This is a genomic window from Cellvibrio sp. (assembly GCF_053579595.1).
In genome coordinates this window covers 1-4458 of the sequence record NZ_JBRFPI010000367.1, presented here as the reverse complement: position 1 = coordinate 4458, position 4458 = coordinate 1, and the positions used below count along the sequence as shown (strand labels likewise).

The 4458-nt window shown below is 47.3% G+C and carries 3 protein-coding genes; 1 reads left to right on the top strand and 2 read right to left on the bottom strand.

Annotated elements, in window-relative coordinates:
* Window positions 1-921 (top strand): GNAT family N-acetyltransferase (locus tag ACWA6V_RS17815; RefSeq protein WP_449523757.1); only part of this gene is annotated, 921 nt, incomplete at its 5' end.
* A 107-nt stretch (window positions 922-1028) separates the two neighbouring features.
* Here the strand turns inward: ACWA6V_RS17815 and ACWA6V_RS17810 are convergent.
* Together ACWA6V_RS17810 and ACWA6V_RS17805 are read right to left on the bottom strand one after the other, a co-directional pair.
* Complete coding sequence (locus ACWA6V_RS17810) at window positions 1029-3194, bottom strand: family 16 glycosylhydrolase (RefSeq protein ID WP_449523756.1); 2166 nt, start codon at window positions 3192-3194, stop codon at window positions 1029-1031.
* 160 nt (window positions 3195-3354) lie between these two features.
* Window positions 3355-4458, bottom strand: a 1104-nt coding sequence (locus ACWA6V_RS17805; RefSeq protein WP_449523755.1) for a putative glycoside hydrolase, incomplete at its 5' end; no start/stop codon positions are given.

The following is a 4458-nucleotide window of genomic DNA, read 5'->3' as shown; positions in this document are numbered from 1 at the left end:
GTGTTTGATTGGAGCTGGGCGGATGCTTATCGCCGCTACGGTGTTGATTATTATCCAAAATGGATCAACGCCATTCCCTTTACCCCCTGCGTCGGCCCACGCTTGTTATGCAAAGCAGATACACCAACAACAGAACTTATTGATGTTGCGGTACAAGCCTTAACAACAGAGTGTATTGAGAAAAACTTTTCCAGTTGGCACTGTTTATTTCCAAACAGCGAGACCAGTGCGCAACTCGCTGCGCAGAACATTCACCAACGCTTGGGCTGCCAGTTTCATTGGTTTAATCGCGATTATAAAAGCTTTGATGATTTTCTCGCGCAGATGAATTCGCGCAAACGCAAGAACATTATCAAAGAGCGCCGCCAGGTTATCGAGCAGGGATTTGTATTTGAGGTGAAAACCGGAAGTGCATTAACAGCACGAGACTGGGAAGTATTTTATGCGCTCTATCGCAACACTTATTTAAAACGCAGCGGCCACAGCGGTTATTTGAGCGCTGAATTTTTTCAGCAGCTGGGCGCAACCATGAGCGACAACCTGGTGCTGATCAATGCTATTCAATTAATGGCCGATGGATCGCATAACATCATTGCAGCTGCACTTTTTGTGCGTGACAGTAATACCCTCTACGGCCGATACTGGGGATGTTTTGAAGAGTATCAATTCCTGCATTTTGAAACTTGTTACTATCAAGGAATTGATTATGCCATCGCCAATCAATTAACACGCTTTGACGGCGGCGCGCAGGGCGAGCATAAAATTGCGCGCGGTTTTGAACCGGTACTGACCTACTCCAACCACTGGATTAATTCATCCGATTTTCGCCCCGCGATTGAACAGTTTATTGCGCAGGAGGCAGTTAGCATTCGCGCCTACGCCAATGAAGCGCGCGCTTCGCTACCGTTCAAACAAATGTAAAATGACTGCGGAAATATTTCAGCCAAGTAATTATTCATAAAAAAGCCGGGAAAATCCCGGCTTTTTTATGCTTGAGCTACAGTCTTTTAAGACAATCGCTGTTGCTCTTATTCCACTACCAAACGTACATTATCAAACGAAACATCTATTGCACCCGATGGCTCCACCACAAAAATATTGGTAATAGCATTAAGTTTGGCGATGCCAGGGCAGCAGGGAACCGAGTTGCCGTTATCGATCAAATCAGCGACACCGATAGTGTATTCTGTCCACACGCCATCGGCAGGTAATGGAATGCTCACATCACTCACATTTGGCCAGCCGCTATCCATTTTGATTAACAACGCAGTGCCTGAAGCTTTGCTGTTGACTTTAAAATCAAATTTCAACTTACCTTGCGCACCCCATTTGCTCAAATTAACCGGGTTTGTAATCACGTTGAAAAAGACATTTCCATCAGTGCCAGTTTTTACTACGTTAAATACATTGCCACGTCCAGCTTCTGCTTTTTCGGACGAGGTAATATGACCCGCAGGGTTATAACTTTGTACTTGCAGGCCAGCGGCAATGTTGTCGTTGTACATATTAAACAAGGGCAAGGGGGCAAACTCAGTCACACCGCCATCAGCTTCTTCACCTTCAATGCGGATATTGTCAAAAGACACATTCATTTCCGCCGAAGGATCAACCACAAAACTATTTACCACTGAAGCAAGTGTTGCTTGTCCACCGGCAAGTGAATTGCCATTGTCGAGCAAATCGGCGAGCGTGATGCGATATTCTTTCCACTCACCATCAGCAGCCAAGGGCACGCTGACATCGCTCACGTTCGGCCATCCACTATCAATTTTCACCAATAATTTTGCACCTTCAGCTTTGCTGTTAACTTTTACATCAAACACTAGTTCACTATCGGTTGCCCAATTGCGCATATCAGCAGGGTCACCTTTTATTTTGAAATAGGCATTACCGTTTGCGCCAGTTTTTACCACATTCCATACGTTGCCCCGGCCAGCTTCCTCTACTTGGGAATGACTGATTTTACCGTCAGGATTATAGGAATCAAATTGCAATACACTCGCCAGACTATTGTCGTACATTACAAAAAGTGGTGGTCCGGGCAATTCAACCTGACCAATGACGGGGCGCTGATGGCCAGCAACCAATTCTGCGTTCGCACCAATTGTTGCGCAACCTTTACCGGTGCTTGGTGATGCACTGCACTCATATACGCGCACATAATCCACTAACATTTTTTGTGGGAATACGGACTCATCGACGCCTTTATTGTTGACGTTGCCGGCCCAGTTACCGCCAACTGCAAGATTCAATAACAAATGGAATTTGGAGAAGCGATCAAAAGGTGCGCCCACAGGTGCATCTTTCAAGGTGCCATCTTGCATGTATTGACTGTACCAGCCAGTGTCGCGCTGTGTAGCAAAATGTACGTCGTCAACATACCAACGAATTTCACCCTCTTCCCACTCCACGGCGTATTCATGGAAATCATCCGCAGGGTTGGCATTGTTAGGTAATTTATAATCTGCACCAGAGTTCACATTGCCTGGCCAGTTGCGGCCAAAATGTAACGTCCCGTGAACAGCGGCTTCGGGCTCGCTGCCATTGGTCACTACTTTTAAATTCACCGCTTCCATAATGTCAATTTCACCGCTGGACGCCCAGGTTCCGTAAGGTGAATTGGTTGGCAGCATCCAAATCGCCGGCCAGGTGCCTTGTCCGAAGGGCAATTTTGCGCGGATTTCAAAACGGCCGAAGGTCCACTCTTGAATATTTTTAGTGCGCAGACGTGCAGAAGTGTATGGCAATGTTTTAGTAGTCGGGCTTTCGCCTTCCGGCGAATCAGAACCGGTAAAATCTTCGCGCTGCGCCACAATGTTTAATGCGCCGTCAGCAACAAATGCGTTGACTGGGCGATCGGTATAACACTGTTGTTCATTGTTGCCGCCACCCCAGCAATTTTTTTCGAAATTCCATTTGCTGGTATCGATACTAGTGCCATCAAATTCATCACTCCATACCAATTTCCATTCAGGTGGTGCGGATGAACTGGCGGCAGAGGAAGATGCGGGCATTGAAGATGCAGGCATCGAAGACGCCGGGGTTGATGACGCAGGTGCAACAGAGGATGCCGCTGCACTGGATTTGTTGTTGCTCGACCCGCCAGAGCCGCCGCAGCCAATCAAACTGGCCAATGCGATACCCAAGCAGACATTTGTTAATGATGGCTTAAAGTCTAACTCGTGATTTTTCATAATTACCTCTATTGTTATTGTGTAAAAAACTTGGACTTTTGTTGCTGTGTTGGAAAAAACCGGATAACACCGGGTAAAACAGAAGATAAATAGAGCTGTAGTTTTTATTACGAACATCTGGTGCGATAGCTATCGCACCAGGGGTTTAACACATCACACATTATTCTGCGCAGGCAGGTGCCGTTGCATTTTTTTCGATGCGCACGTTATAAATGGACACATCCAAAGTGCCCGCCGTGCTCAACATAAATGGCGCCAAAACCATATCCATCTTCACACGTTTTTTCGCGAAGCATTCCAGCGCAATACTGACGCTCGTCCATTCTCCGACTGCAGCTGCGTTCAATTGTTCAGTCACCGGAATTTCACCGACGCAATCGCTGCCACAATACATACCCAGGTTTACTGCAGCGCCCGGTTTTGCATTCACTTTCACATCAAATACCAGTGCGCCTTTGCTCTCCGCATAGGCAGAAAAATCAGTGCGGGTAGTGGAGCCAAGCGATACGGTTGCTTTGGCAGTGCCGTTGAATTGCAAACGGCGGCTATCTTCCTGTACTTGTTTGTCTTCCGATGAAACAACGACTGCACCCAACTCACCACGGCTGGTGGTCACTGGCAACATATTGTTCATATGATCGAGCAATACCAGTGTCCAGGGATTTATCACACGCTGATTAAAAATCGGCGCTGTGTCTGGCGCATTGGCAGCAACAACCTGTGCAGCGGTTTCATCCAGCAAACCGGTTTCGATTTTGTCGCTGTAAGTCAAACCAAAATCGTAAGCGAATTGCGGTTTGTAGTCTGCATCGCCAACATTCAATGGCGATTGGGCAGGTGACGCTGGCCAGGAGAATGGCAACTTGCCTTTTACATCAAAGTTCACTGAGCCATCAGCTTTAGTCAGCACCACATCGGCGATGCCAACACCTTCTGAACCAGGCAGCCAGACAACGGCAAACGCATCAGACGCATTGATAAAATTATTGGCCCAGAGTGGACGACCAGTGATAAACAGTGAAACCACTTTAATGCCATCGGCTTTTAATTTTTTTAGCAGTGCGAGGCTGGCTTCATTTTTATAAATCAAAGCACCGACGTCGCCTTGCATTTCCGCGTAAGGGTCTTCACCAAATACCACGAAGGCAACATCGGGTTTTTCGCTGTAGCTACCATCAACACTCAGCACAGCGGAACCACCGGCGGCTTTTGCTGCATCGGCAATACCTTGATAGATAGACGTGCCGCCGGGGAAATCCGCATT